This is a genomic window from Aeromicrobium tamlense (assembly GCF_013408555.1).
In the GTDB taxonomy this organism is placed as follows: domain Bacteria; phylum Actinomycetota; class Actinomycetes; order Propionibacteriales; family Nocardioidaceae; genus Aeromicrobium; species Aeromicrobium tamlense.
This window is the reverse complement of sequence record NZ_JACBZN010000001.1, coordinates 3,025,215-3,050,258: the sequence shown is the minus strand read 5'-3', so window position 1 is coordinate 3,050,258 and position 25,044 is coordinate 3,025,215. Positions and strand designations below refer to the sequence as shown.

Here is a 25,044-nt window from a genome sequence, read left to right as displayed (position 1 = left end):
CAATGGGGGTCATCCTCGCGGCGTCCGCTCGTGGGTGTCAACGCCCGGCCTTACGCTGAGCGCATGGCTGGAGGACTTGTCGCCCTGCTCGACGACGTGGCTGCGCTCGCCCGACTCGCGGCGGCGTCGGTCGACGACGTCGCTGCGGCGGCCGGCAAGGCGAGCGCGAAGGCGGCCGGTGTCGTCGTCGACGACGCGGCCGTGACGCCCCGCTACGTGCACGGCGTCGACCCGAAGCGCGAGCTCAGCATCATCGGCCGGATCGCCAAGGGCTCGCTGCGCAACAAGCTGCTCTTCATCCTTCCCGGACTGCTGCTGCTCAGCCAGTTCCTGCCGTGGGTGCTGACCCCGCTGCTCATGGTTGGTGGCGCCTACCTGTGCTTCGAGGGCGCCGAGAAGATCTGGCACGTGCTGCACCCGCACCACGAGAAGAAGGAGGAGCCCTCCAGTGCGCAGGGCCCCGAGGCCGAGCAGCACGTGGTCTCCGGCGCGATCCGCACCGACTTCATCCTCTCGACCGAGATCATGGTCATCTCGCTCAACGAGGTCGCGGACGAGCCCTTCCTCTCGCGGGCCGTGATCCTGGTGCTCGTGGCGCTGGGCATCACCGCGCTGGTCTACGGCGTCGTGGCGCTGATCGTGCGGATGGACGACGTGGGCGTCAGCCTCGCCGGCCGCACCTCCACGCTCGCCCAGCGCACCGGCACCCTACTCGTCAAGGCGATGCCCAAGGTCCTCTCGGCGCTCGCGGTGATCGGCATCGCGGCGATGCTGTGGGTCGGCGGGCACATCATCCTCGTCGGCACCGACGACCTCGGCTGGCACACGATCTACGGCTGGGTGCACGACCTCGAGCACTGGATCGCCGACGTCATGCCCTTCGCGGACGGCGCCTTCGAGTGGGTCGCCAACACCGCGGCCTCCGCCGTCCTCGGCCTGCTGATCGGCGCCGTGGTGGTGCTGCTGGTCAACGGCGTCAAGCGCCTTCGCCGCGGCAAGGCCTCCGCGGCGCACTGAGCGGGAGTGTCAGGACTCCACGGCGAGCGCGGTGGCGAAGCCGAGCATGACCGCGCCCGTCGAGCCGTCCACCACGCGGCGGAACGTGGGCCGCACCAGCTTGTTGGCCGCGGCGTTCGCGATCTCGATCACGACGAGCAGCACGACGGCGCCCACCGCGACCAGGGTCAGGGCGTAGGCCAGCAGCGCCGGTAGGCCCTGGCCTGGGCTGACGAACTGAGGCAGCACGGCCAGGTTGAACGCCAGCACCTTCGGGTTGGTGATGTTGCAGACGAAGCCCTGACGGAAGGCGGCGCGCGCGCTCACGCTCGGGCCGGACTGACCGACGGCCCACACGCTGGAGTCGCGACGCAGCGCCGAGCGCAGGGCCGTGAAGCCCAGCCACGTCAGGTACGCCACGCCCGCCCAGCGGATCGCCTGGAACACCGGCTCGGCGTGCGCGATGACCGCGCCCAGGCCCGAGGCGGCGAGGATGCCCTGCACCGCGCAGGCCAGCGTGATGCCGGCGGCGGTGAACAGGCCGCGGCGGCGGCCGCCGACCACGGAGGCGCGCAGGGTCAGGAAGGTGTCCGGTCCCGGGGCGACCGCCAGCAGCGTCGCGAACAGCAGGAAGGACAGGTAGGTCGTCACGACCGCATGCTACGGCCGCCCGAGACGAGAGACGCACCGGATCCCGAAGGATCCGGTGCGTCGCTCACTACAGGGGGTGAGGCTGGCTCAGCGCTCCTCGGTGCCCTCGATGAAGGCCTCGAGGCGGGCGCGGCCCTCCTCGTCGGGACGCTGCTCCGGCGGCGACTTCATCAGGTAGGACGAGGCCGAGAGCAGGGCGCCCGAGACGCCACGGTCCTTGGCGATCTTCGCCGCGCGGATGGCGTCGATGATGATGCCGGCCGAGTTCGGCGAGTCCCAGACCTCGAGCTTGTACTCCAGGTTCAGGGGCGCGTCGCCGAACGCGCGGCCCTCGAGGCGCACGTAGGCCCACTTGCGGTCGTCGAGCCACGCCACGTAGTCCGAGGGACCGATGTGGACGTTCTTGTCGTCGACCTTGCCGGCCAGCGAGCCGTGCAGGTTGGACGTGACGGCCTGCGTCTTCGACACCTTCTTGGACTCCAGGCGCTCGCGCTCGAGCATGTTCTTGAAGTCCATGTTGCCGCCGACGTTCAGCTGGTACGTGCGGTCCAGGGCGACGCCCCGGTCCTCGAACAGCTTCGCCATGACGCGGTGCGTGATGGTGGCGCCGACCTGGCTCTTGATGTCGTCGCCGATGATCGGGACGCCGGCGTCCTCGAACTTCTTGGCCCACTCGGGGTCGGACGCGATGAACACGGGCAGGGCGTTGACGAACGCGACCTTCGCGTCGATGGCGCACTGCGCGTAGAACTTGTCGGCCTCCTCCGAGCCCACGGGCAGGTACGAGACCAGCACGTCGGCCTGGGTGTCCTTGAGGACCTGGACGACGTCGACGGCCTCGGCGTCGGACTCCTCGATGGTCTGGCGGTAGTACTTGCCCAGGCCGTCGAGCGTCGGACCACGCTGCACGGTCACGCCGAGCGGCGGGACGTCGGTGATCTTGATGGTGTTGTTCTCGCTGGCCTGCGTGGCCTCGGACAGGTCGAAGCCGACCTTCTTGGCGTCGACGTCGAACGCGGCGACGAACTCCACGTCACCGACGTGGTACGGGCCGAACGAGACGTGCATGAGCCCGGGGACGGTGCCCTCCGGGTCGGCGTCCTTGTAGAACTCGACGCCCTGGATCAGGGACGTGGCGCAGTTTCCAACGCCGACGATGGCCACGCGGACCTTGTTCTCCGAACTCATGGAGACCTCACTTTTCCTTGTCTGTCGTACTGGTTTCTTCCTGCTCCGTGAACGCGTCGGCGCGCTCACGGTCGATCAACTCGGTCAACCAGTTGATCTCGCGCTCCACGGACTCGAGGCCGTGTCGCTGGAGTTCTCGGGTGTAGGCGTCCATCCGCTCGCGGCGCTGGACCGCGGCCGAACGGACGTTCTCGAGGCGTTCCTCGAGGCGGGACCGACGTCCCTCGAGGATGCGAACCCGGGTGGGGGAGCTGGTGCGGGCGAACAGGGCGAACCGCACCCCGAAGTTCTCGTCGTCCCACGCCGACGGGCCGCCGTCCTCGAGCAGGGAGGTGAAGTACTCCTTGCCCTCGGCGGTGAGCCGGTAGACGATCCGCGGACGCTTGCCGCGAGGCGACGTCTCGCTGTCGGCGGCGATGAAGCCGCCTCGGGTGAGCTGCTTGAGGCAGGGGTAGAGCGTGCCGTAGGACAGCAGCCGGGTCCAGCCCAGCAGGCCGTTGACGTGCTTGCGCAGCTCGTAGCCGTGCATGGGCGAGTCGGCGAGCAGGCCGAGGACGGCCAGCTCCAGAGCTGCTCCGCGTCGTGCCATGTGTCGCCCCCTTCCCCGCACGGTTCCATTCGATGCCACGAATGGCTATATCGGTACGATACATCGAGTCGGGCGAATATCGAGACCCCGGCCCGGCTGGTCATTCGTTTCTCAGGAATCTCCGTCAGACTGGCTCGTTGGTAGTCGTCCTCCGAAAGGAACCGATTCGTGGCGTCAACTCGCACGAAGCAGAAGAAAGGACCGCTCTCGCGGTTCGCCCGCAGGATCGGCGGCACCGGGTCGTGGCCCGTGCGCGTCCTGCGGTGGTTGCTGTTCCTCGGTGTGATCGGATTCGTCCTCGGCGCGCTCGCCGTGGCGATCCTGTACGCCACCACGAAGATCCCCGACCCCAACGCGGACTTCCAGACCGAGACGACGAACGTCTACTACTCCGACGGCAAGACGAAGCTCGGCAGCTTCGCGACCCAGAACCGCGAGAGCCTCGACTTCGACGAGATCCCCGAGGTCATGCGCGACGCCGTCGTGGCCGCCGAGGACCGCACGTTCTGGGAGAACCAGGGCATCGACGTCAAGGGCATCGTCCGCGCCGCGCGCAACAACGCCACGAGCGGCCAGATCACCGGCGGCGGCTCCACGATCACGCAGCAGTACGTGAAGATCCTGTACCTGAACCAGGAGCGCTCGTACACGCGCAAGATCAAGGAGGCCATCCTCTCGGTCAAGATCCACAACCAGCTGACCAAGTCCGAGATCCTCGAGGGCTACCTCAACACGATCTACTACGGCAACGGCTCGTACGGGGTCGAGGTCGCGTCGCGCACCTACTTCGGCAAGCCGGCCGCGAAGCTCAACGTCGGTCAGGCCGCGTTCCTGGCCACCGTCATCAACAACCCCTCGTACTTCGACCCGTACGCCGAGGGCGCCGCCGACCGTGTGCTGCCGCGCTACAACTACGTGCTCGACGGCATGGTCAAGCAGGGCTCGATCACCGCCGAGCAGGCCGCCGCGCACAAGGGCAAGTTCCCCAAGTTCAAGAAGCAGCGCGCCAACCAGCGGTTCGAGGGTCCGAAGGGTCACGTGCTCGACCTGGTCCGCAAGCAGATGCGCACCGAGGGCTTCCTCGACTCCGAGATCGAGGGCGGCGGCCTGCGGGTCGTCACCACGATCGACAAGGACATGCAGGACGACGCCGTGGCCGCCGTCAAGGAGGTTCGTCCCGACGGCCTCGACGAGCTCAACACCGCGCTCGTCTCGGTGGAGCCGGGCACCGGCGCGGTCCGCTCGCTGTACGGCGGCCCCGACTACCTGAAGAACCAGCTGAACTGGGCCACGCTCGGCACGCAGCCGGGTTCGACGTTCAAGGTGTTCGCGGTGGTCGCGGCGCTGGAGAACGGCTACAGCCTGCAGACCAGCCTGAACGGCAACGCGCCGCTGCGGATCGGCGACGCCGAGATCCAGAACCAGGGTGATTCCGGCGGTCGCTCGTACGGCCAGATCAACCTCGAGCGCGCCACCGAGTTCTCGGTGAACACCGCGTTCGTCGACCTGACCGACCAGATGGAGGACGGTCCGGAGAAGATCATCGAGGCCGCCCGCGAGGCCGGCATCCCCGAGTCCACGATCGACCGCATCGAGCCCGTCATCGGCGTCTCGCTGGGCTACGCCCCGGTGTCGCCGATCGACATGGCCAACGCGTACGCGACGCTCGCGGCCGACGGCAAGCGCGCCGACTGGTTCGTCATCGACCGGGTGAACGATGCGCGCGGCACCCGGGTCTTCGAGCACAAGGTCGCCACCACACAGGCGATCGACGAGGACGTCGCGGCCGACACGCTCGCGGCGATGCAGACCGTGGTCCGCAGCGGCTCCGGCGTCCAGGCCCGGACGTTCTGCCCCACGGCTGGCAAGACCGGAACGGCCACGGCCACCGACGGCGACGGCGACAACGAGCGCGTCTCGTCCTCGTGGTTCGTCGGCGCGACGCCGAAGATGGCCACGGCCGTCATGTACAACCGCGGCAAGGGCAACGAGGAGCTCGAGGGCTACCTCAACCCGTTCTTCGGCGGCACGTACCCGGCGCAGACGTTCCGCGCGTACATGAACAGCGCGCTCGAGGGATCGGAGTGCGGCTCGTTCCCGGCGCGCGCGAACATCAAGGGCGAGAAGGGCACGAAGATCTTCAACCAGGCTCCGAAGAAGAAGGAGCCGGAGAAGAAGAAGACCGAGCCCACGAAGCGTCCGACCACGCCGGCGCCCAAGCCGACGACGCCGGCGCCCACCACCCCGGCGCCGACGACGCCGCCGCCGGTCACGACGCCTCCGCCGTCCCCGGATCCGACCGAGCCGTCGATCCCGGCGCCCGGCGACGGAGCCGGTCAGGACTGAGCCGGGGCCCGCTCACCCCTCGGGGTGGGCGGGCCTCTCAGATCTCGCGGACGGTGTCGAAGCTGGCGATCGTGTAGCGCACCTGCGCCGTCACGGTGTCGCCGACGGCGGGCAGCTTCGCGCCCTCGGGCAGCAGCACCATGCTGGCCTGCATGTGCGGGGGCTCGGCGAACCAGCGCAGCTTGCCGTCGATCGTGAACGGTGAGAGGGCGAGCCCGGCGGCCGCGAGGCCTCCCTTGGCGGCGGCCTTGCCGCGACCCGCGACCCCGGCGACCGCGCGCGGCGCCTCGAGGCCGATGCCGTGGCTGGTGCCGCCGGCGATCACCAGCACGTGGCCGGCGCGGGGCACGCGGCCCTGGCGGTAGCCGATCCGCTCGCCACGCTGCACGGTGTGGACGTCCATCACGGTGGCGCGCACGGCAAGGGTGTCCAGCCGGCCCAGCCACAGCTGCGTGCCCACGCGGGGGCGCAGCGTGAGGTTCGGACGCTCGCCGCGCAGCTGCTCGAGCTCGGTCAGGGTCAGGTGCGAGCAGAAGACGGTGGTGGTCTCGAGGGCCGACGCCTCCAGGACGGCGCACCACAGGCGGGCCTCGTCGAGGTTGCCGCCGGTCATCGGCAGGTGCATCGCGAAGCCCTCGACCGTGAGGCCGGCCTCCGCGATCGCGCGGGCGGCCTCGGCGAGGTGGTGGCGGTCGAAGCCGTGGCGTGCCATCGACGTCTCGATCTCGACGACCACGCGCGCACCGGGCTGCTGCTGGGCGAGGGCGGGGATGTCCGCGAGGCGGCCGAGCGTGTGCACGAGCCGGGGGTCGGCCACGCGCGGCAGGAACGGGCGCCACGGCGTCAGCACCTGCACGTCGCCGAGGAACGAGCCGAGCAGCTCGTGGGCCTCCTCGTACGTGCCGACGGCGATCAGGTCGGCGCCGAGCCGGCTGGCCTCGTGCGCGAGTCGCTGGCGCCCGAGGCCGTAGCCGTTGCCCTTGACGACCGGCACGAGCCCCGGCAGGGCGGCGTGGGTCGCGGCCAGGTGGGCCCGCCAGTCGGCGGCACGGATCTCGAGGTCGAACGCCATGGCTCCATCATTCCGGACCGCTCCCGAGGTCCCGCCTCCGGCGGGCGAGATGTGTAGCGGTATCCACCTTTTCTCAGGCGGATCGGCCGAAAAACGGTGGTTACCGCTACAGATCTGGCGCGGGCGAGCCCGCGTGCCGTCAGGACGAGGTCAGCCGCGGCGCTTCATGTAGGCGGTGAAGGCGGCGTACAGCGGCTTGTTGATGGGCAGGTCCCACTCGCCGAGGTACTCCACGGCCTCGCCGCCCGTGCCGACCTTGAACTGCAGCAGGCCCACGTGGGAGTCGTCGGTGTCGAGCGTGTCGGTGATGCCGCGCAGGTCGTAGACCTCGGCGCCGCCCGCGAGCGAGTCGCGCATCATCTGCCACTGCACCGCGTTCGAGCCGCGGACCTCGCGCTTCGCGGTGGTGGACGCGCCGTAGGAGTACCAGGCGTGCGTGCCCACCTGCACGAGCGTGGTGGCGGCGACGAGGTCGCCCTCGTGGCGGGCGAGGTAGAGCCGCAGCCGCTGCGGGTCCTCGGCGGTCATCGCGTCCCACATCGTCTCGAAGTACGACAGCGGCCGCGGCGTGAAGTGGTCGCGCTCGGCGGTCTCGACGTACACGCGGTGGAACTCGGCGAGGTCCTCGCGGATACCCGTGGTGACCTCGACGCCCTGCTTCGCGGCCTTGCGAATGTTGCGGCGCCACAGCTGGTTCATGCCGGCGAGGACGTCGTCCTCCGAGCGGCCGGCCAGCGGCACCTGGAAGTTGTACTTCGGCTGCCCTGCGGAGAAGCCGCCCTCGGCGGCCTGCTCCTTCCAGCCCAGCGAGCGCAGCTGGTCGGCCACCGCGACCGCGGCGTCGTCGGTGTGGTCGGCGGGGACGTCACCGAGCCGGGTGAGGACGTCGTCGGCCAGCGCGGCCTTGAGCGTGGCGGCGCCCCAGCGGCGGGTCACCAGCGCGGGACCCATGCGAATGCCGAACGCGCCGTTCGCCTTGAGGTGGGTGCGCATCGCGTCGAGCGCCTCGGCGACGTCGCCGCTCCAGTCGAGGACCGGACCCTCGGGCAGGTAGGCCAGGTAGCGCTTCAGCTTCGGCACCTGGCGGTAGAGGACGAGGCCGACGCCGACGAGCTCGTCGCGCCGGAACCAGCCGATCGACTCCCCGCGCCATTCGCCCTTGACCGCCGCCCACGCGGGCGTCTGCAGGAAACTCGCGGAACCGCGCGAGGCGACGAACGCCAGGTGCTGATCGGGTCCGATGGTCCGTACGTGCAAGCTCACGGCTCGAGGCTATCCAACAATGTTTGTTAGGCTCTCCTAACGAAGCACCCCGGACGGGCCCGACCGTCGTTCCGGGCCGTCGGCCTCGCGGCCGAAACATCGGAGGAATCCTCGTGAAGACCTTTGTCGCGACCGTGCTCGGTCGCCGTGTCCTGACCCCCCACCTCGTCTCGATCACCCTGGGTGACATCGACGCGTGGGAGTCCACGGGCATCCCGGACGAGTACGTCCGCCTACTGCTGCCGCCGCGTCCCGGTGCACCGGTGGTGCTGCCCGAGATCGGTGAGGACTGGTCGATCACGTACCCCGAGGGCGCCGAGGAGCTCGTGCCCCGCGTCTACACGATCTCCGACCACCGCATCGTCGACGGCCGCGTGCGCGTGGACATCGACGTCGCTCTGCACGACCACGGCGTCGGCTCCGACTGGGCCCGCAAGTGCGAGCCTGGCGACCGTGTCGGCATCCTCGAGCCGCACGGCCTCTACCGCCCCGCGGCGGACGCCACCGACCAGCTGCTCGTATGCGACCTCACCGGCGTGCCCGCGCTCGCGCGCATCCTGCGTGGTCTCGAGCCCGAGGTCCGCGCTGACGTGCACGTCGTCCTCACCGATGCCGCCGACGAGGTCCCGCTGCCGTCCGTCGCCGACGTCGCGGTGACGTGGCAGGTCGTTGAGAACGACCACGACATCCCCGATGCGATCGAGGCCGTCGTCCGCGGACGCGACCTGCCCGCCGACCCGTCCGGTCGCTACGTCTGGGTGGCCGGCGAGGCCCGCGCCGGACGCGCCACCCGCAAGCACCTGCGGCGCGAGCTCGGCTGGCCGCAGACGTCGTTCTACACCTGCGGCTACTGGCAGATCGAGGCCGAGAAGTGGAACGCGCGCTACCAGCAGGTCGCCGAGCAGGTGCAGGCCCAGGCCATGGAGGCCTACCAGCGCGCCGGCGAGGACGAGGGCGCCTACCTCGACGAGCTCGACACGATCTACGAGTCCGTCGGCCTTTGAGTCCCGCCTCCGGCGGGCCAGATGTGTAGGGCTGTCCACCCTTTTTCGGCCGATCTGCCGGAGAAACGGTGGTTACCGCTACAGATCTCGCGCGCCGGAGGCGCGGTCAGTGGCCGGCGGCGCCGCGGCGCCAGTAGCCGACGAAGCTGATCCGGTCCTTGGGGACGCCGGCGGCGACGAGGTGGCGGCGGGCCCCCTGCACCATCGACTGCTCGCCGACGAGGAACGCGTGCACGTCGGTGCCGGGTGGGACGGTGACCAGGGCCGGCAGGGCGATGTCGCCTGCGTGCGCCTCCGGGGGACGGCTGAGCCACCACACGTCGACGCCCGGCGGGTGGGACAGGTCGAACCGGTCCTCCTGCGTCGGCACCTCGAGGATGGCGGTGCCGGTCGCGGAGTCCGGCAGGCTGGACAGGACGCCCGCCACCGCGGGCACGCCGGTCTCGTCGGCCAGCAGCAGCACGCGGTCGGTCCCGCGGCCGGGGTTGAACGCGATGCCCTCGTCGACGATGCCGATCGGGTCGCCCGGCCGGCAGGTCTGCGCCCACGTCGAGGCGGGGCCGGCGGTGCCGTCCTCGACGTTGCCGTGCAGGACGAAGTCGATGTCCAGCTCGGGCCCGTCGACGCCGACGGACCGGAACGCCCGCACCGTGTAGTTCCGCAGCACGGGCCGCTCGCCCTTGTCGATCCGCAGGTAGCGCAGGTAGCCGAGCAGGTTGACCCGGTCGGGCAGCTGGTCGAGTCCGGTCTCGCCAGCGGTGGGGATGAACATGCGGAACCACTGGTCCCAGCCCATCGGCGTGAACTGCTCGATCGACCCGCCGCCGACCGTGACGCGCTGGAAGTGCGGCGAGATCCGCTCGCTCCGCAGGACCTCCAGCCGGATCAGCTGCTGACGGTCCGGCTTGACCAGCTCGCTCGCCTTCGCCATGGCTCCTCCTCGTCGAGTTAGGCGAGCCTAACCGATGTGGCGAGCGGGGTCACCCGGCCGTCCAGCAGGCGGATCAGGCGACGAACGAGGCCGGGCGCGACGGGGTGATGAGCAGGGGCATGCCGGCCTCGGCCGGGGTGCGGTTCCCCTTCTTGTGGTTGCAGCGCAGGCAGGCCGCGACGGCGTTCTCCCACGTGAGCGCCCCGCCGCGCGAGCGCGGGATCACGTGGTCGACGGTCTCGGCCAGGCCGCCGCAGTAGGCGCACGAGCGGTCGCGGGCCTTGATGGCGCTCTTCGTGCACAGGTGCGAGCGGCGGTGCATCCACCGCGCGACGACGTAGCGGACCAGGCGCAGCACCCGGGGCCGGGGGAAGGGGCCGAACGAGTCGTCGGCCGCCTCCTCGATGACCGCCACCTCGCGCACCAGCATCTTGATCGCGTGGCGCAGCGACACGCGCTGCAGAGGTTCGTAGCTCGCGTTGAGCACCAAGACGTCACCAGCGGTCATGGGCGCGCCCCTTTCCGCTACGAAGCGTAACCAGAACGCGGTCATTCCGGGGTGAACGCTCGCCGAAACGTGCAAGTGACAAACCGCCCCTAAGGTGGTCTCGTGACCGAGGCGCAGCTGTTCGAGGGATACGGACCCGTCGCGGGCTACGACGAGATGTACGGCGAGTCGGGCGTCCGCGACCTCTACACCGCCGTGCACGCGGCCTTCGGCAAGATGCCGCCCGAGGAGGTCCGTCAGCGGGCCGACGGGCTCGCCTCGTCCTACCTCGAGCAGGGCATCACGTTCGGCGTCGCGGGCGAGGAGCGACCCTTCCCGCTCGACATCGTGCCGCGCATCATCGAGGCCGACGCCTGGGACGAGGTCGAGGCCGGCGTCAAGCAGCGGGTCAAGGCGCTCGAGGCGTTCCTGGCCGACGCGTACGGCGCCGGAGAGCTCTTCCGCGACGGCGTCGTCCCGCGCGAGACCGTCGTGACCTCGAGCCACTACCACCGCGTCGTCGCCGGCATCGACCCCGCGAACGGCGTGCGGATCCACGTCTCGGGCATCGACCTGATCCGCGATGGGAACGGCGACTTCCGCGTGCTGGAGGACAACGCGCGCGTGCCGTCGGGCGTCTCCTACGTCATGACCAACCGCCGTGCGATGTCCAGCGGCCTGCCCGAGGTCTTCGCCGACCACCGCATCCGGCCCGTCGCGCGCTACTCGCGCCAGCTGCTCTCGGCCCTGCGCGCCGCGGCGCCCGCCGGCGTGAGCGACCCGACCGTCGTCGTCCTGACCCCCGGCGTCTACAACTCCGCGTACTTCGAGCACACGCTGCTGGCGCGCACGATGGGCGTCGAGCTCGTCGAGGGCCGCGACCTGGTGTGCCACGGCGGCCGCGTCATGATGCGCACCACCGACGGCCTCGCGCCGGTGCACGTCATCTACCGCCGCATCGACGACGACTTCCTCGACCCGCTGTCGTTCCGCGCCGACTCCGCGCTGGGCGTCCCCGGCCTCATCAACGCCGCGCGCGCCGGCAACGTGACGATCGCCAACGCGGTCGGCAACGGCGTCGCCGACGACAAGCTGCTCTACACCTACGTGCCCGACCTGATCCGGTACTACCTGCACGAGGAGCCGATCCTGCGCAACGTCGACACGTGGCGCTGCGGCGACGCCGAACAGCGCGAGGAGGTGCTCGACCGCCTCGACGAGCTCGTGCTCAAGCCGGTCGACGGCTCGGGCGGCAAGGGCATCGTGATCGGCCCGTCGGCCACCGGCGAGGAGCTCGACGAGCTGCGCGCCAAGGTCATCGCGGCGCCGCGCGACTGGATCGCCCAGCCGGTGATCTCGCTGTCCACCGTGCCCACGCTCGTGGAGGACGGCATCCGTCCGCGTCACGTCGACCTGCGCCCGTTCGCGGTCAACGACGGCGACGACGTGTGGGTCCTGCCCGGCGGCCTCACCCGCGTGGCGCTTCCCGAGGGCGAGCTGATCGTGAACTCCAGCCGCGGCGGCGGCTCGAAGGACACGTGGGTGCTGGCCCGGCCCACCGAGCCGATCGAGGAGCCCGACGACGACCTCGACCCCGTCACCAGCACGCAGACCATGGCACCGATCACCGCTCCGCTGAGGGGGGAGGCCTGATGCTCAGCCGCATCGCCGAGTCGCTCTTCTGGATCGGCCGCTACCTGGAGCGAGCCGACGACACCGCGCGCCTGCTCGACGTGCAGATGCAGATGCTCGTGGAGGACCCCGCCACCGACGAGGTCACCAGCTGCCAGCAGCTGTTCGCCGTCATGGGCATCGAGGACTTCGAGGGCGTGCCCAACCGTTGGTCGATGCTCGACCTGCTGGCCTACGACCAGAAGTCGCCGAGCGCGATCGCCTCGGTGATCGGCTCGATGCGCGAGGCCGCCCGCAGCGCCCGCGAGACCCTCTCCACCGACGTCTGGTCGGCGATCAACACCACGTGGCAGGGCGTCCCGGCCGCCACGTCGATGCGCCCGGTGGAGATGTTCAACTGGGTGCGTCGCCGCACCGCGATGATCTCGGGCACCGCCGACGACTCCATGCCGCGCGACCAGGGCTGGTACTTCTACGTCCTGGGCCGCAGCATCGAGCGCACCGACATGACCGCCCGGCTGCTGTCCACCGCGGCCAGCGCCGGCGCCTCGGGGATCGCGTGGCAGAACACGCTGCGCGCCTGCGGCGGCTACGAGAGCTTCCTGCGGACCTACCGCGGCATCGAGCGCGACACCGCCGCCGCCGAGTACCTGCTGCTCGACCGGTGGTTCCCGCGCTCGATCGTGTCGAGCCTGAGCGAGGCCGAGCGGGCGCTGACCCGGCTCGACGTCGCCGGCCGTCGCGCGGGCTTCTCCGACGAGGGCCTGCGGCTGCTGGGCCGGGCGCGCACCGAGATCGAGTACCGCCCCCTGAACGAGATCCTCGAGACGATGCCGTTCGAGATGGAGCGCCTGCAGCGCGCCTGTGCCGCCGCGAGCGACGCGATCACGGCGCGGTACTTCGCGCAGGAGGACTGGCACAGCTGGACGGGGAGGGTGTCACTGTGAGCGAGCGTCAGCGAGTGAACGAGGTGGCGGCGTGAGCATGCGTATGCGGGTGCGTCACGCGACGACCTACACCTACTCCGAGCCGACGGTGGCCTCGTACAGCGAGGCCCGCCTGACGCCGCAGACCACCGCCGACCAGTACGTCCGCCGCACGCGCCTGGAGATCGCGCCGACCGCGTGGTCGCAGGAGTACCGCGACTACTGGGGCGCCACGGTCACCGCGTTCGAGGTGACCGACCCGCACGACGAGCTCACCGTCGTGGCCACGTCGGTGGTCGACACCGCCGACCCGGCCGAGCCCGGCGAGTCGATCGGCTGGGACGCTCTCGACGCCAACACCCTCGACCGGTACTGCGAGTTCGTGCACCAGCAGGACAAGGTGCGCCCCGCCGAGTCCCTCGTGGCCGAGCTCGATGCGATCCGCGCCGAGTCCGCCGCCCCGAGCGCCTACGTGGAGCGGGTCGTCGAGCTGATCCGCGGTCGCGTCAAGCGCCTCGTCGCGGCCACCCACGTCAGCGCGACCGCCGAGGAGACCTGGGAGTCCGGCAAGGGCGTCACGCACGACATCACCCACGTCGCGATCGGCGCGCTCCGCCACGCGCAGGTCCCGGCGCGCTTCGTGGCCGGCTACGTGCACCCCGAGGCCGACCCGGAGGTCGACGCTCCCGTGGCGTCCGAGCCGCACGCCTGGCTCGAGTGGTGGGACGGCCGCTGGGTGGGCTGGGACGTCACGCACGGCGAGGCCCCGGGCGAGCGCCACATCGTGGTCTCCCGCGGCCGCGACTTCGACGACAACCCGAACCTGCGCGGCATCTACTCCACCAGCGGTGAGTTCAGCACCGCCGTCGAGGTCGAGATCACTCGCCTGGCCTGAGCGCGGGACGGTTGGCTCCCGCGCCGGTCGCCGGTGTCCGCGGCGCGCCCTACGGTGGAGCCATGAGCACCGACTGGACCCGCAACCGCGTTCCCGAGACCCATCAGCCGTGGCAGGCCGACGCCGACCGCTACCAGGGCCTGGAGTACCGCCGCGTGGGCCGGTCGGGCCTGCTGCTGCCCCCGATCAGCCTCGGCCTGTGGTGGAACTTCGGCGACAACCGCACGTTCGACACCCAGCGCGAGGTGCTGCGCCACGCGTTCGACCTCGGCATCTCGCACTTCGACCTGGCCAACAACTACGGCCCGCCCTACGGCTCCGCCGAGGAGAACTTCGGCCGCATGATGCGCGGTGACTTCGCGCCCTACCGCGACGAGCTCGTCATCTCCACGAAGGCCGGCTGGGACATGTGGCCGGGCCCGTACGGCTTCCTCGGGTCGCGCAAGTACCTGCTGTCGAGCCTCGACGCGTCGCTGCAGCGGATGAGCCTCGACCACGTCGACATCTTCTACTCGCACCGTGCCGATCCGGACACGCCCGTCGAGGAGACCGTGGGCGCGCTCGACACCGCGGTGCGCCAGGGCAAGGCCCTCTACGTGGGCATCTCCTCGTACTCGGCCGAGCGCACGCGGCGCGCGGCCGAGGTGGCGGCCGACCTCGGCACGCCGCTGGTGATCCACCAGCCCGCGTACTCGATGGTCAACCGCTGGGTCGAGGACGAGCTGTTCGCCACCCTGGAGGACACGGGCATGGGCTCGATCGCCTTCACGCCGCTCGCGCAGGGCCTGCTCACCGACCGCTACCTCGGCGACGAGCCGGTCGAGCGGTCCGGGGGGCGGTCGTCGTTCGACGCCTCGGTGGTCGAGGGCAACCGCGACCGGCTGCGCGGTCTGGCCGACGTGGCGCGCGAGCGTGGTCAGACCCTGGCCCAGCTCGCGATCGCCTGGGTGCTGCGTCCGGGCGCGGCCACGTCAGCCCTGATCGGCGCCTCCAGCACCCGCCAGCTCGACGAGAACGTGGCCGCCGCGAGCAGCACGGACTTCACCGCCGAGGAGCTCGAGAGGATCGACGAGCTGGTCGGCCACGACGCCGATGCGCGGGTCGACCTCTGGGGTGGTTCTGCTCACATCGTGTAACTCTGAGTGACACCGCATGGATTCTGGGCGTTTCTCGCCTAGGCTCTCCGCCATGGAGAAGACCGTCGCGGCGCACGCGCACGAGCTCACGAAGACCTACGGCAAGGGCGACGCCCAGGTCCGAGCGCTGGACGGCGTCTCGCTCGAGATCTACGAGGGCGAGTTCACCGCCGTGATGGGACCGTCCGGCTCGGGCAAGTCCACGCTCATGCACTGCATGGCCGCGCTGGACACCCCCGACTCCGGCCGGGTCACGATCGGCCCCACCACCCTGGCCAAGCTCGACGACAAGGCGCTCACGGTGATGCGCCGCGAGAAGATCGGGTTCGTCTTCCAGGCGTTCAACCTCGTGCCCACCCTCACGGCCGAGGAGAACATCCTGCTGCCGCTGTCGATCGCGAACCGCAAGCCCGACCCCACCTGGTACCGCAACGTCATCGACGCCGTCGGCCTCGCCGACCGCCTCAAGCACCGCCCGAACGAGATGTCGGGCGGGCAGCAGCAGCGCGTCGCGTGCGCGCGGGCGCTGGTCAGTCGGCCGTCGATCGTGTTCGCCGACGAGCCCACCGGCAACCTCGACTCCACCTCGGGCGCCGAGGTCCTCTCGTTCCTGCGCCGCAGCGTGGACGAGTTCGGCCAGACGATCGTCATGGTCACGCACGACCCCCACGCCGCGAGCTACACCGACCGGGTCGTCTACCTCGCCGACGGCCGCGTCGTGTCCGAGCTGCGCGAGCCCACCGCCGAGAAGGTCCTCGAGCGCATGAGCGCGGTGCAGCGCCGGATCGGCGCGTGACGTGCGACGGGTCACCTGGCGCAACCTCGTCGCCCGCAAGGTCCGCCTGCTCCTGAGCGCCTTCGCGATCGTGCTGGGGATCGCGTTCCTGTCCGGCTCGCTGGTGTTCACCGACACGATCGGCCGGAGCTTCGACCAGATCGCGTACGGCACGGTCACCGACGTCGCCGTGCGGCCGGTCACCGGAGACGGCGACGCCATCGCGATGAGCGTCAACCGCGAGGCGCGCACGATCCCGGCTTCCGTCGTGGACGATGTCGCGGCACTGCCCGACGTGGCGCGTGCCGAGGGTGCCGTCAACGGCGGTGGCCTCTTCGTGGTGAAGAAGAACAACAAGCTGCTCGGCGGCACCGGCGCCCCGACGATCGCACTCAACGCCGGGCCTGCCGACCCGATCCCCAACGCCGCAGGCCAGCAGATGCTGAGCTGGGAGCGCGGCCGTCCCCCGGCGGCGGAGGGCGAGGTCGCGCTCGACACGCGCTCGGCCGAGGTCGCGGGCTACCGGGTCGGCGACACTGTCAAGATCGCGCTGCCGGCGGACCCGCCGATCCTCAAGGCCAAGCTCGTCGGCCTCTTCGACTTCACCTCCGGTGGACTCGCCGGCGCGACCCTCGTGATGTTCGACGACGCGAGCGCGCAGCAGTACTTCCTCGGCGGAGAGGACGCGTACAGCGTCATCCAGGTCGAGGCCGCACCCGGCGCGACGCAGCAGCAGGTCGCCGACGAGGTCGCGAAGGTCATCCCCGAGGGGACCGAGGCGGTCACGGGCGACGCCGTCGCCGAGGAGTCCAAGGACCTCTTCGACCAGCTGCTCGGCTTCCTCAACACGTTCCTGCTGGTCTTCGCCGGGATCGCGCTCGTGGTGGGCACGTTCCTCATCGTCAACACGTTCTCGATCCTGGTGGCCCAGCGCAGCCGCGAGCTCGCGCTGCTGCGGGCCCTCGGTGCCTCGCGCCGCCAGGTCAGCCGCTCGGTGCTCACCGAGGCCTTCGTCATCGGCGTCATCGGGTCCACGCTCGGCCTGGCGCTGGGCTTCGGCCTGGCGATGCTGCTGAAGGTGCTGTTCAGCAACTTCGGCCTCGACCTGTCGGGCACGTCGTTGGTCTTCCGCCTGCGCACCGTCGTGCTGTCCTACGTCGTGGGCGTGCTGGTGACGATGCTCGCGGCGTGGATCCCCGCCCGGCGTGCCGCGCGGGTCCCGCCGGTGGCCGCGATGCGCGACGAGGTCGCGATGCCGGAGTCCTCGCTGCGCTGGCGCCTCGTGATCGCGCTGCTGTTCGGCCTCGTCGGTGCCGGCGCGATGGCCGCCGGGTCGTGGCTCGACGTGCCGCGACCGATCATCTGGGTGGGCGCCGGCATCTTCGGCGTGCTGATGGCCGTGGCGCTGGGCAGCCCGATCATCGCCACGCCCGTGCTCGCGGTCTTCGGCGCGCTCTACCGCACGGTCTACCGCTCGGTGGGCCTGCTCGCGGCCCAGAACGCGCGCCGCAACCCGCGTCGCACGGCCGCCACCGCCTCCGCCCTCATGATCGGCCTCGCGCTGGTCACGACGATGTCGATCCTGGGCGCCTCCATCAATAAGTCGATCGACGCCGGGGTCGAGCGCGAGTTCTCGGCGGACTTCGTCATCCAGAACGTCAGCGGTCAGGCCTTCTCGCCGGGCATCTCGAAGAGCGTCAGCGAGGTCCCGGGCGTCGCCGCCGTGTCGCCGGTCCAGGCGATCGTGTTCCGCGCCGACGGCAGCCAGGTGTTCGGGTCGGCCACCGACCCGGCGCGGTTCGGCGAGGTCTTCGACCTCGACTACGTCTCCGGTCAGGCACCCGCCGCAGACGACACGATCGCGCTGAGCGAGTCGCTGGCCGAGTCCCTCGGCAAGACCACCGGCGACACGGTCGAGCTCTCGTTCACCACCGGCAAGGTGCCGGCCACGGTCACGGGCGTCTTCGCCGACAGCAACATCGTCGGGCAGGCGGTAGTGCCGCTGTCCACGGTCACCACCGCCGGCATCCAGCGCGGCGACACCACGCTTGCAGTCAACGCCGCCCCCGGCACCGGCACGGGCACGGTGCGCGCGAACCTCGAGCGCGCCGTCGGCGACAACCCCACGATCGTCGTGCAGGACAAGGAGAGCTACGCCGAGGCGCAGCGGGCCCAGGTGAACACGCTGCTCTACCTCATCTACGCGCTCCTGGGCCTGGCCATCGTGATCGCGGTGCTGGGCATCGTGAACACGCTCGCGCTGAGCGTCATCGAGCGCACCCGCGAGATCGGCCTGCTGCGCGCGGTCGGTCTCACCCGGCCGCAGCTGCGTCGGATGGTGCGCCTGGAGTCGGTCGCCATCGCGATCCTCGGCGCCGTGCTGGGCATCGGGGCGGGCCTGCTGTTCGGGGTCGCGCTGCAGCGCTCCTTCGCCGACGACGGCATCAGCGACCTCGCGATCCCGGCGGGCTCGCTCGCCGTGTTCGTCGTGGTCTCGGCGTTCGTGGGCGTGCTCGCCGCGGTGCTGCCCGCCCGGCGCGCGGCGCGGCTCGACGTGCTGCGCGCGATCACGGGCGAGTAGCCGGGCATCGGCGGATTCGTCCGGAACGACGGCCCGCTGCTAGACTCGTGAGGTTGCCGTTCGAGGCGACACCCTCCTGTGACGGAAAGCCCGTCACCGCTCAGTCCAAAGGAGAACCCGCAGTGGCACTGCGCAAGTACGAAGTCATGGTCATCCTCGATGCCGACATCGATGAGCGTTCCGTCGAGAAGAGCCTCTCGACCTACCTCAACAACACGATCGTCGCCGACGGTGGCTCGGTCGACAACATCGACGTCTGGGGCAAGCGCCGTCTTGCCTACGAGATCAACAAGAAGTCCGAGGGCATCTACGCCGTCATCGGTCTGTCCGCCGGTCCCGACTCGGTCAAGGAGCTGGATCGCCAGCTCTCGCTGAACGAGTCCGTCGTCCGCACGAAGGTCACGCGTCCCGACGCGAAGTGATTCTGTGGACGGAGTGATTCCGTCTCCCGAATCCGACAGACTCGTCGCGAAGAGCACCTCGAGAGAAGGCTGATCCATGGCAGGCGAAACCACCATCACCCTCGTCGGCAACCTGACCCGCGATCCCGAACTGCGGTTCACGCCGTCGGGCGCGGCCGTCGCCGACTTCACCGTCGCGTCCACCGCGCGCACGTTCGACCGTCAGACGAACGAGTGGAAGGACGGCGACACGCTGTTCATCCGCTGCTCGGCCTGGCGCCAGCTGGCCGAGAACGTCGCCGGCTCGCTGACCAAGGGCACCCGCGTCATCGTGACCGGCGCCCTGAAGGTCCGTGAGTACGAGCGCCAGGACGGCGGCCGCGGCACGAGCGTCGAGATGACGGTCGACGAGGTCGGCCCGTCGCTGCGCAACGCCACCGCACAGGTCACCCGCACGTCGGGTGGCGGCGGTGGCCAGGGCGGCTTCGGCGGGGGCAACTCCGGAGGCTTCGGCGGCAACGCCGGTGGCAACTCCGGCGGCTTCGGTGGCCAGCAGCCCGGTCAGCAGTCCGATGCGAGCGCGTGGGCCCAGCCCTCGGCGCCGCAGGCGCCTTCCGGGGGCAACGACCCCTGGGGCGGCGGATCCGGCTCCAGCGACGAGCCTCCCTTCTGATCCATCACACGTAGCAAGAACATTTCCAGGAGCATCATGGCCAAGCCCGTTGTCCGGAAGCCGAAGAAGAAGAGCAACCCGCTCGCGGCCGCCGGCGTCACCACCATCGACTACAAGGACACTGCGCTGCTGCGCAAGTTCATCTCCGACCGCGGCAAGATCCGCGCCCGTCGCGTCACCGGCGTCTCCGTCCAGGAGCAGCGCCAGATCGCCAAGGCGATCAAGAACGCGCGCGAGATGGCGCTGCTGCCCTACACGTCCAGCGGTCGCTGAGTCAGGAGCACGAGACAGATGAAGCTCATCCTCACGCACGAGGTCAGCAACCTCGGCCAGCCCGGCGACATCGTCGAGGTCAAGGACGGCTACGGCCGCAACTTCCTGCTGCCCCGCAACTTCGCCATCCGTTGGACGAAGGGCGCGGCCAAGCAGGTCGAGTCGATCAAGGCCGCGCGTGACGCGCGCGCCGTGCACGACCTCGAGACCGCCCAGTCGATCAAGGGCAACCTCGAGTCGTCGCCGATCAACGTCCCGGCCCACGCCGGTGAGGGCGGCCGCCTGTTCGGCGCCGTCACCGTCACCGACATCGCCGACGCGCTGGCCCAGGCCGGCGCGAAGGTCGACAAGCGTCGTATCGAGGTCGGCAACCCGATCAAGAGCCTCGGCGCGCACACGGTCTCCGTCCGCGTGCACCCCGAGGTCGTCGCGACGGTCAAGCTGAACGTCGTCGCCTCCAAGTGATCCTCAAGACGCCGGGTCCCGCTTCACGCGGGGCCCGGCGCCTTGCTGTCGGGGCACTGGCGGGCCTGCTGCTCGCCGGCTGCCTCGGCGGCGGGGGAGACGACTCCTCCGGCGAGAAGACCGCCGCGGAGGAGGACACGTCGCTGCCGATGGCCGACGTGCACGCGGCCGAGCGGGCCGACGTCCGCGACGGCGGCACCCTGCGCCTGGGCATCACCTCGTTCCCCGCGCAGTTCAACCCGGTGCACACCGACGGCGTCGCCAGCACCGCGCCCCAGATCCTCGAGCCCACCCTCGGCAGCGCCGTGCGGGTGGGCCCGGACGGCTCGTGGTCGGTCGACACCGACTACGCCAGCAGCGTCGAGGTCGTCGACAAGGACCCGCTGACCGTCCGCGTCGAGCTCAACCGCCGCGCCGTCTGGCAGGGCGGCACCTCCATCACCTCGGCCGACATGGTCGCCTGGGTCGACGCGATGCAGGACGACGAGTTCGCCGCCGCGCCGCCGCCCGTCTACGACCTCGTCGACTCGGTCGAGCCCGACGGGAAGTTCGCGTACGAGGTCGAGTTCGAGGAGCCCACCGCCGACTGGCCGGCGGCGGTCTACCCCACGCTGCCGAAGGCGTACACGAAGTCGGCGAAGACGTTCAACCGCGGCCTTGCCACGAAGGCGCCCTCGGCGAACGGCCCGTACGTGGTCGCCGAGATCGAGCGCCGCACCGGCACGATCACCCTCGAGCGCAACCCGCGATGGTGGGGCGAGCCGGGCCGGCTCGACTCGATCGTGTGGCGGATCGGCGACGAGGACGTGCTCGCCCAGGCGTTCACCGCCGGTGAGCTCGAGTCCGCGCCGGTGACCCCGGCGAACCGCGAGGCCCTCGCGAAAGCCGACGTGCGCTCGGCGCTCGGCTCGGAGTGGTCTCACCTGACGATCAACGGCGGCACCGGCGCGCTCGCCGACGCCGACGTCCGGCGGGCCGTCATGCTCGCGGTCGATGGGCCCGGAATCGTCGACGACACCTCGAAGCGCTACGGCGTCGAGGCGGTGGCGATGGACTCGGTCGTGCTGCTGCCGGGCCAGGTCGGCGCCCCGGCCGGCCAGCCGGTGGCCCGCGACCTCGCCCGCGCCGAGAAGCTGCTCGCGAAGGCCGGGTGGCGGCGCAAGGACGGCGCCGGCCCCGCGCTGCGCAAGGGCAAGCCCCTCACCCTCAGCCTGCCCGTGCCCGACACCCGTTCGGGCGCCGTGCAGCGGGCCGAGGCGATCGCCGAGGACCTCGCCGAGATCGGCATCCGCGTGAAGGTCACCACGGTGCCGGGCCCCACGTTCTTCGAGAAGGTCGTCATCCCGCTGGACTTCGACCTCACCACGTTCGCGTGGGGCGTGCGGCCGTTCGAACTCGCCGACACGCGGCGCCTGTTCACCCCGATCGACAGCCCGATGAACTTCACCGGCAAGGCGTCCAAGGCGATCGGCCAGGCGTTCGACGACGCGATCGCCGAGCTCGACGACGACGCCCGGGCCCGCCAGGTGGCCGAGATCGACGAGGTCGCGCGGGCGCAGGCGTCGATCATGCCGCTCGCGGTCGTCCCGCAGGTGCTGGCGGTCGACCCCACGGTGCGCAACTACGGCCCCGCGGCGCTGGCCGACACGGACTGGACCGAGGTCGGGTTCGCGGCGAAGAAGAAGGGCGACTGATGGCCCGCACCCGGCGCCGGGCGGTGGCCTGGCCCACGATCCTGCGCGAGCTGCGTGTCGTGCGGGTCGCCGACGTCACCGAGTCCACGCGCCGAGTCACCCTGGCCGGCGAGCAGCTGGAGGAGTTCGAGGTCGCCGGCGGCACCGCCGCGCCGTTCCGCTCCGAGGGCTTCGACGACCATGTGAAGCTGCTCGTGCCGCTCGACGGCACCGATCGCCCGCCGCTGCCGGTGCAGGGCCCCGATCGTCTCGAGTGGGGTGGTGCGGGCGGCCGTCCCGTGGCCAAGGACTACACACCGCGACGGTTCGCCGACGGCGAGCTCGACCTCGACTTCGTGCTGCACGAGGGCGGCTTCGCGGCGGGCTGGGCGCGTCGGGCCGCTCCGGGCGACCCGGCGTGGATCGTCGGCCCCACCCGGTCGCTGCTGCTGCCCGAGGGGGTCGAGCGGATGGTGCTGGCGGGCGACGAGACCGCGCTGCCGGCCATCGCTCGGCTGCTCGACGCCTGGCCGGGCACGATGACCGCCGACGTCGTGGTCGAGGTCGCCTCGCCCGCCGGCATCCAGGACCTGCCCGAGCGGCCCGGCGTCACGGTGCGGTGGGTGCACGGCGCCGACGCCTGGGTAGAGGCCGTGCGCGACCTGCCGTGGTCCGACGTGCCCACGTTCTGCTGGGTCGCGGGCGAGTCCGGGGCCGTGCGCCAGGTGCGCCGCCACCTCGCCGACGACCGCGCCGTCCCGCGCGACTGCCTCGATGCCACCGGGTACTGGCGGCGCTGACGGTTTCCCCGGTTAACCGGGGAAACTGTCACTTCACGAGGTTTGCGGACCACGTGAAGTGACAGGAAACCTCGTTCAGTCAGGCCGCGTGGAGCTGACGGGCGGCCACCGAGTGGCCCTGCCACCACAGCGTGTGGTCGAGCTCGGAGCCGTCGCGCGGGGCCCACGTGCGCACGACGACCCGCTGGGTGCCGAGCTCGCGGTCGATCCAGGCGCGGCCGTTCGGGAGGTCGATCTCGGTGCGGTCGACATCGCCGCACGGCACGTGACGCGGACGCCCGACGAGACGCAGCCAGCCGACGGGTCGTGTGGTCCCGCGGACCACGTGGCTGGCCAGTCCCTCGTGCGAGACGACCTCGTGCGGCCCGAGGTGCCGCAGCACCGAGTCGAGCTCGGAGGTGGAGACGACGTAGACGCGGCCGATGCGGTCGCGACGTGAGCGCGGGCCCCGGAGGGCGTCGATGACGGGAAGGCTCATGTCTCCACCTCAGCGGGCGAACCTGTCAGTGGGCTGAAACGCACGTGAACGTTCGGCGGGATCTCAGCGCGCGCCGAGGACGAGCCACCGGTCGCCGCGCTGGCGCAGCCAGAGGGTCACCCAGCGCGTGGCCTGGAACAGCGCGTAGGCCGCCCACAGCCACGTGAATCCGGCCTCGGTCTCGCGGATCAGCAGGGCCACCGGCGTGTAGACGAGCAGCGTGACGAGTCCGGCCCACGCGAGGTAGACGCCGTCGCCCGCGCCGATCAGCACGCCGTCGAGGACGAAGACGACGCCGGACACGGGCTGGATGAGCGCCACGATGAGCAGGGCGGGGATCGCGGCCGCGCGCACGTCGGCGTCGGGGGTGAAGGCGCGAGCGACCCACGGTGAGGTGACGGCCAGCAGCACGCCCGACACGATGCCGAAGCCGAGACCCCACGCGATCACGCGGCGGGTGACGTGGCGGGTGCCCTCCGCGTCGCCCGCGCCGAGGGAGTGGCCCGTGAGGGTCTGGGCCGCGATCGCGAACGCGTCGAGGGCGAACGCCAGCAGCATGACGATCGTGGTCGCGATCTGGTGGGCGGCCAGGGAGGCGTCGCCGAAGCCGGCGGCCACGAGGGTCGCGAGGAGCAGCACGGCGCGCAGGCTGAGGGTGCGCAGCAGCAGTGGCACCCCGTCGTGGCCGGCGCGGACGACGTCGGCCCACTGCAGCCGCGCAGAGGCCTGGGCGGCACGGCTGCGCCGGACGACCTGTCCCACCAGGGCGAGTGCCGCCGCCCACTGCGCCAGCACGAGGCCGAGTGCCGCGCCGCGGATACCGAGGTCGGCGCCGTAGACCAGCGCCACGGTCAGCACGACGTTGAGGACGTTCGCGGCGATCATCACCATCAGTGGGGTGCGCAGGTCCAGCACGCCGCGCAGCGCGCCCGTGGCGGCCAGGACGAGCAGCACGGCGGGGATGCTCGCGGCGGCGATCGTCAGGTACTGGGTGGTGAGGTCGGCGACCTGCGCCGAGCTGGCCAGCGCCCCGCCGAGCGGCCCGGCGGTGAGCGCGGCGAGGACGCCCAGGACGACGCCGATGAGCAGAGCCAGCCAGACGCCGCCGAGCGCGGACTCGAGAGCCCGCCGCGGCTCGCCGGCGCCCTGGTGCCGCGCGACCGTCGCGGTGCTGCCGTAGGCCAGGAAGACGCACAGTCCGACGATGGTCGTCAGGATCGTGGAGGCCGCTCCGAGGGCCGCCAGCTCGGCCCGTCCGAGGTGTCCGACGATGGCCGTGTCGGCCATCAGCATGAGGGGCTCGCAGATCAGCGCGGCGAAGGCGGGGAGGGTGATGGCCAGGATCCGGCGGTCGAGAGAGGGGATCGGCACGCGGGCGACGATACTCCTGTGACGAATGTGGTGGATTTATCGACATGTCGGTGCTCGGCGTGCTAGCGCCCGTGGAAAACCTCGGCCGTGAAAATCACACCCCGGATTCCTCGCTCCACACCGTGTGACTCACGTTTCCGCAGGTCAGAGCCCTGTGTGACGCGTGCCACACACGTCTTTCCACAGATTCGTCCACCGACTGTGCACACTCGCCCCCGGCGTTTTCCACAGCTTTGCCGCAGTTCTTCACACCCCCTGTGCACCGCTGTCTCGACCCTGCTCCTACCGGCCCGTAAGGTCACCCGAGGTGGATGTCCCGCGCCGGGGGGAGCCGGTGATCGGCAGGACTGTCGGTGGGACTGCGTAGCCTCCAATCCAGCTGCCGATCACGTCGAGGAGTGCCGTGAGCGTTACCGATCTGTACGAGTCCGAGCGACC

24 protein-coding genes are annotated in these 25,044 nt (G+C 70.8%); 15 read left to right on the top strand and 9 right to left on the bottom strand.

Going from position 1 to position 25,044, the window contains the following annotated elements; translation table 11 throughout:
* The first annotated feature begins 63 nt into the window (after window positions 1–63).
* Entirely contained in the window at window positions 64–1,017 is a 954-nt protein-coding gene (locus BJ975_RS14885) for a DUF808 domain-containing protein (protein ID WP_179427329.1), read from the top strand.
* A 9-nt stretch (window positions 1,018–1,026) separates the two neighbouring features.
* On the opposite strand, the gene BJ975_RS14880 is transcribed toward BJ975_RS14885, so the two are convergent.
* The 3 genes from BJ975_RS14880 to BJ975_RS14870 form a co-directional block, all read right to left on the bottom strand.
* Window positions 1,027–1,647, bottom strand: coding sequence for a LysE family translocator (locus tag BJ975_RS14880; RefSeq protein WP_179427327.1), 621 nt, complete (start codon window positions 1,645–1,647; stop codon window positions 1,027–1,029).
* A gap of 87 nt (window positions 1,648–1,734) precedes the next feature.
* The gene (locus BJ975_RS14875; RefSeq protein WP_179427324.1) at window positions 1,735–2,835 is read right to left on the bottom strand and encodes an inositol-3-phosphate synthase; all 1,101 of its coding nucleotides are present in this window, start codon (window positions 2,833–2,835) and stop codon (window positions 1,735–1,737) included.
* 7 nt (window positions 2,836–2,842) lie between these two features.
* A complete protein-coding gene (locus tag BJ975_RS14870; RefSeq protein ID WP_179427322.1) occupies window positions 2,843–3,424 on the bottom strand; it encodes a PadR family transcriptional regulator in 582 nt (193 codons plus the stop codon).
* Between the two features lie 168 nt (window positions 3,425–3,592).
* Here BJ975_RS14870 and BJ975_RS14865 point away from each other — a divergent pair, with 168 nt between their 5' ends.
* The gene (locus BJ975_RS14865) at window positions 3,593–5,770 is read left to right on the top strand and encodes a transglycosylase domain-containing protein (RefSeq protein ID WP_179427320.1); all 2,178 of its coding nucleotides are present in this window, start codon (window positions 3,593–3,595) and stop codon (window positions 5,768–5,770) included.
* A gap of 37 nt (window positions 5,771–5,807) precedes the next feature.
* Here the strand turns inward: BJ975_RS14865 and BJ975_RS14860 are convergent, their stop codons facing one another.
* Both BJ975_RS14860 and BJ975_RS14855 read right to left on the bottom strand, forming a co-directional pair.
* The gene (locus tag BJ975_RS14860) at window positions 5,808–6,842 is read right to left on the bottom strand and encodes an alanine racemase (RefSeq protein ID WP_179427318.1); all 1,035 of its coding nucleotides are present in this window, start codon (window positions 6,840–6,842) and stop codon (window positions 5,808–5,810) included.
* 150 nt (window positions 6,843–6,992) lie between these two features.
* Window positions 6,993–8,105, bottom strand: coding sequence for a lipid II:glycine glycyltransferase FemX (locus tag BJ975_RS14855; RefSeq protein WP_179427316.1), 1,113 nt, complete (start codon window positions 8,103–8,105; stop codon window positions 6,993–6,995).
* Between the two features lie 113 nt (window positions 8,106–8,218).
* Between BJ975_RS14855 and BJ975_RS14850 the strand changes: the two genes are divergently transcribed.
* Window positions 8,219–9,109 (top strand): siderophore-interacting protein, encoded by an 891-nt coding sequence (locus tag BJ975_RS14850; RefSeq protein ID WP_179427314.1) that lies wholly within the window; start codon window positions 8,219–8,221, stop codon window positions 9,107–9,109.
* Between the two features lie 106 nt (window positions 9,110–9,215).
* On the opposite strand, the gene BJ975_RS14845 is transcribed toward BJ975_RS14850, so the two are convergent.
* Together BJ975_RS14845 and BJ975_RS14840 are read right to left on the bottom strand one after the other, a co-directional pair.
* Complete coding sequence (locus tag BJ975_RS14845; protein ID WP_179427312.1) at window positions 9,216–10,040, bottom strand: siderophore-interacting protein; 825 nt, start codon at window positions 10,038–10,040, stop codon at window positions 9,216–9,218.
* A gap of 73 nt (window positions 10,041–10,113) precedes the next feature.
* Window positions 10,114–10,548: an HNH endonuclease gene (locus BJ975_RS14840; RefSeq protein WP_179427310.1), complete on the bottom strand. Its 435-nt coding sequence runs from the start codon at window positions 10,546–10,548 to the stop codon at window positions 10,114–10,116.
* Window positions 10,549–10,650: 102 nt separating this feature from the next.
* Here BJ975_RS14840 and BJ975_RS14835 point away from each other — a divergent pair, with 102 nt between their 5' ends.
* The 12 genes from BJ975_RS14835 (at window position 10,651) to BJ975_RS14780 (ending at window position 22,757) form a co-directional block, all read left to right on the top strand.
* The gene (locus tag BJ975_RS14835) at window positions 10,651–12,180 is read left to right on the top strand and encodes a circularly permuted type 2 ATP-grasp protein (RefSeq protein ID WP_317628257.1); all 1,530 of its coding nucleotides are present in this window, start codon (window positions 10,651–10,653) and stop codon (window positions 12,178–12,180) included.
* Complete coding sequence (locus BJ975_RS14830) at window positions 12,180–13,106, top strand: alpha-E domain-containing protein (RefSeq protein ID WP_179427308.1); 927 nt, start codon at window positions 12,180–12,182, stop codon at window positions 13,104–13,106. The genes BJ975_RS14835 and BJ975_RS14830 overlap by 1 nt, the downstream gene beginning before the upstream one ends.
* 37 nt (window positions 13,107–13,143) lie before the next feature.
* Window positions 13,144–13,980, top strand: coding sequence for a transglutaminase family protein (locus BJ975_RS14825; protein WP_223303159.1), 837 nt, complete (start codon window positions 13,144–13,146; stop codon window positions 13,978–13,980).
* A 62-nt stretch (window positions 13,981–14,042) separates the two neighbouring features.
* Window positions 14,043–15,116: an aldo/keto reductase gene (locus BJ975_RS14820; protein ID WP_179427304.1), complete on the top strand. Its 1,074-nt coding sequence runs from the start codon at window positions 14,043–14,045 to the stop codon at window positions 15,114–15,116.
* Window positions 15,117–15,168: 52 nt separating this feature from the next.
* Entirely contained in the window at window positions 15,169–15,912 is a 744-nt protein-coding gene (locus BJ975_RS14815; protein WP_179427302.1) for an ABC transporter ATP-binding protein, read from the top strand.
* Between the two features lies 1 nt (window position 15,913).
* On the top strand, window positions 15,914–18,472 hold the full coding sequence (locus tag BJ975_RS14810) for an ABC transporter permease (protein WP_179427299.1): 2,559 nt from the start codon (window positions 15,914–15,916) through the stop codon (window positions 18,470–18,472).
* A gap of 128 nt (window positions 18,473–18,600) precedes the next feature.
* Window positions 18,601–18,894, top strand: a complete 294-nt coding sequence (rpsF, locus tag BJ975_RS14805; protein ID WP_179428349.1) for a 30S ribosomal protein S6 — start codon at window positions 18,601–18,603, stop codon at window positions 18,892–18,894.
* A gap of 76 nt (window positions 18,895–18,970) precedes the next feature.
* Entirely contained in the window at window positions 18,971–19,546 is a 576-nt protein-coding gene (locus tag BJ975_RS14800) for a single-stranded DNA-binding protein (RefSeq protein ID WP_179427297.1), read from the top strand.
* 36 nt (window positions 19,547–19,582) lie between these two features.
* Entirely contained in the window at window positions 19,583–19,819 is a 237-nt protein-coding gene (rpsR, locus tag BJ975_RS14795; protein WP_067861076.1) for a 30S ribosomal protein S18, read from the top strand.
* A gap of 18 nt (window positions 19,820–19,837) precedes the next feature.
* On the top strand, window positions 19,838–20,284 hold the full coding sequence (gene rplI / locus BJ975_RS14790) for a 50S ribosomal protein L9 (protein WP_179427295.1): 447 nt from the start codon (window positions 19,838–19,840) through the stop codon (window positions 20,282–20,284).
* Window positions 20,281–21,978: an ABC transporter family substrate-binding protein gene (locus BJ975_RS14785; RefSeq protein WP_179427293.1), complete on the top strand. Its 1,698-nt coding sequence runs from the start codon at window positions 20,281–20,283 to the stop codon at window positions 21,976–21,978. Before rplI ends, BJ975_RS14785 begins: the two co-directional genes overlap by 4 nt.
* Window positions 21,978–22,757, top strand: coding sequence for a siderophore-interacting protein (locus BJ975_RS14780; protein ID WP_179427291.1), 780 nt, complete (start codon window positions 21,978–21,980; stop codon window positions 22,755–22,757). Before BJ975_RS14785 ends, BJ975_RS14780 begins: the two co-directional genes overlap by 1 nt.
* Before the next feature lie 79 nt (window positions 22,758–22,836).
* Here BJ975_RS14780 and BJ975_RS14775 read toward each other — a convergent pair whose 3' ends face one another.
* On the bottom strand, window positions 22,837–23,235 hold the full coding sequence (locus BJ975_RS14775; RefSeq protein ID WP_179427289.1) for a hypothetical protein: 399 nt from the start codon (window positions 23,233–23,235) through the stop codon (window positions 22,837–22,839).
* Window positions 23,236–23,298: 63 nt separating this feature from the next.
* Window positions 23,299–24,606: an MATE family efflux transporter gene (locus BJ975_RS14770; RefSeq protein WP_317628258.1), complete on the bottom strand. Its 1,308-nt coding sequence runs from the start codon at window positions 24,604–24,606 to the stop codon at window positions 23,299–23,301.
* Between the last annotated feature and the right edge of the window lie 438 nt (window positions 24,607–25,044).